This is a genomic window from Paenarthrobacter sp. CM16 (assembly GCF_013179505.1).
In the GTDB taxonomy this organism is placed as follows: Bacteria; Actinomycetota; Actinomycetes; order Actinomycetales; family Micrococcaceae; genus Arthrobacter.
The window spans coordinates 1-1,845 of the sequence record NZ_JABMCX010000495.1; the positions used below are offsets into that span (position 1 = coordinate 1).

The following is a 1,845-nucleotide window of genomic DNA, read 5'->3' on the forward strand; positions in this document are numbered from 1 at the left end:
TTCAACACCAAACGTGCGCATAGCCACCCCTCCCGCTGTTGGTTATTCAGAGACGGCAGTCATCCAACGTGGCGCGGAACCTCCATTTGGAAACCGCAACGGCAATGCAGTACCTGCGTCTGCAAGTAGACCTCCAGGAGGTTGGGGCTTTCCGGATCGTCCGTGGTCCGGGGCGCCTCAATCACCCGTTCGGTGGGGCGTCCCAACGTCATGGGATCGCCGCAATGGGTGCAGCTGAACCAGAGCCCTGCTGCTGAAGTGGAAAGAAATTCCCGTTGGATCTCAGGCACCAGGGCCTCCAAGCGGACAGCGTGGGCGTAGAACGTATCGCACTCACTGCAGGTATAGCTGACTTCTACTACCTCGGACTGATTCGGCTGGGCTTCAACCACCGTCTCAACAAAAATGTACGAATCAGTGCCGCAAACTGTGCACCAGGGCCGCGCTCCGGTCTCGCCAGTTGCGGGATCCGTCCCTCTGGATGGTTTCGGGACGGGCAGGGATCCAAGCGTCATTGCCATTCTCCTTTACTTCTCCAAGGAGCCCGCATGCGTGCACGGAGAGCCGACCGAAAGCGGCCACGGCTGAAAGGTGCAGTTCTTGGACCATCCGGGATGGCACCAGGTGACATAAGGCTCCAAGGGCTATCTGCTTAACCCACCTAAAATGTAGTTCACCAGTGGCGCGGCTCACAAGTCATGGCCTTGCCGCCGGGAGCCCCGCTTCTGTGGCTCAGGGCTCGAAATGGGCCACGGGCGCCTGCTTTGCCACGCTCGTGACCAGCGACTCTGCGACCTCGCGCAGCTTCTGGTTCCGGGTGCTGGAGGCCTTCTTCAGGATCTCGAAGGCTTCTTCCTGGGTGCAGCGGTTCTGCCCCATGATGATGCCGCAGGCCAGGTCAATGACGGTCCGGGACTGCATGGCCTCCTGGAGGTCGTCGGCATGTTGTTGCTTCACGCCGATCCTCACGGCCAGCCGCAATGAGCGTTCAGCCTGGCTCGCATACAGCTCGCAGTTCTGGATGGTGGCGTCGTCGAAGACACCGGATTGGGGAGCGAAGAAGTTCAGGGCGGCGGTGGCCCCTTCGTCCAACTCCAAGGGGACGCACAGAGCGGCCAGATGTCCGCGCTCAGCGATCACCGTGCAGTACTCCTTCCACCGCTCCTCCGTGGAGGTGTCGGGAACGTGCACGGTGGCGTGGCTTCGCATCGCTTCCAGGCAGGGCCCGTCCCCGTACGCCTGCTGAACTTCATCGATCAGCTTGGCTTCGGGGGTGCTTCCGGCCACCGTTGCGGTGCGGCGGCGGCGGCTAACGGTGATCCCACAATGGACAGGCATCCCGACAGCTTTGGATACGGCTGCCGCCGAGTACACGGCGAGATCACCCAGGAATCCACCAACGTCTTCGCTGTCAATAACAAGGTCCTGCAGCTGCTCAGGCACCGAAACTTCGTCTGGCGCTGATGCAGCATCAGGCAGCGCTAATTCAACGTTCATTTCGTCCATGCCTTAGTTTACGGTCGTCCGGGTTCAGGTTGTCACCCCTTTTAGGGTGCCTACAAAATCCTTGCATATGCGGTGCACCTATGTGCACAATCTAGCTAACAGTCCCCATCACAGGACCCAGGCTTTCCAGCTCATGCAGACGGGCGTCCCGCATTTCTTCGATGCAGAGGTACAGACCCATGCCGGCCCAGCCAGCCTCCAGAGTTCCGGATGAAGCCCACCAACCGCCTGACGAGCCCTTGTGGTGCCAACACTGCAATACGGACAAGCACCTGCTGGTGAATTCCATCCAATCGCACTACCCACCCGCGCCAAACATGGTTGAAGTCACCTACGAGT

The 1,845-nt window shown here is 60.2% G+C and carries 2 protein-coding genes; both read right to left on the reverse strand.

Annotation, left to right across the window (positions count from 1 at the left end; translation table 11 throughout):
* Window positions 1-59: 59 nt before the first annotated feature.
* On the reverse strand, window positions 60-515 hold the full coding sequence (locus HP499_RS23810) for a hypothetical protein (RefSeq protein WP_172326507.1): 456 nt from the start codon (window positions 513-515) through the stop codon (window positions 60-62).
* A 217-nt stretch (window positions 516-732) separates the two neighbouring features.
* Window positions 733-1,506, reverse strand: coding sequence for a GAF and ANTAR domain-containing protein (locus HP499_RS23815; RefSeq protein ID WP_172326508.1), 774 nt, complete (start codon window positions 1,504-1,506; stop codon window positions 733-735).
* Between the last annotated feature and the right edge of the window lie 339 nt (window positions 1,507-1,845).

Coding starts and splice junctions, on each gene's coding strand:
- HP499_RS23810 (WP_172326507.1), bottom strand. CDS start 515: ATGACGCTTGGATCCCTGCCCGTCCCGAAACCATCCAGAGGGACGGAT.
- HP499_RS23815 (WP_172326508.1), bottom strand. CDS start 1,506: ATGGACGAAATGAACGTTGAATTAGCGCTGCCTGATGCTGCATCAGCG.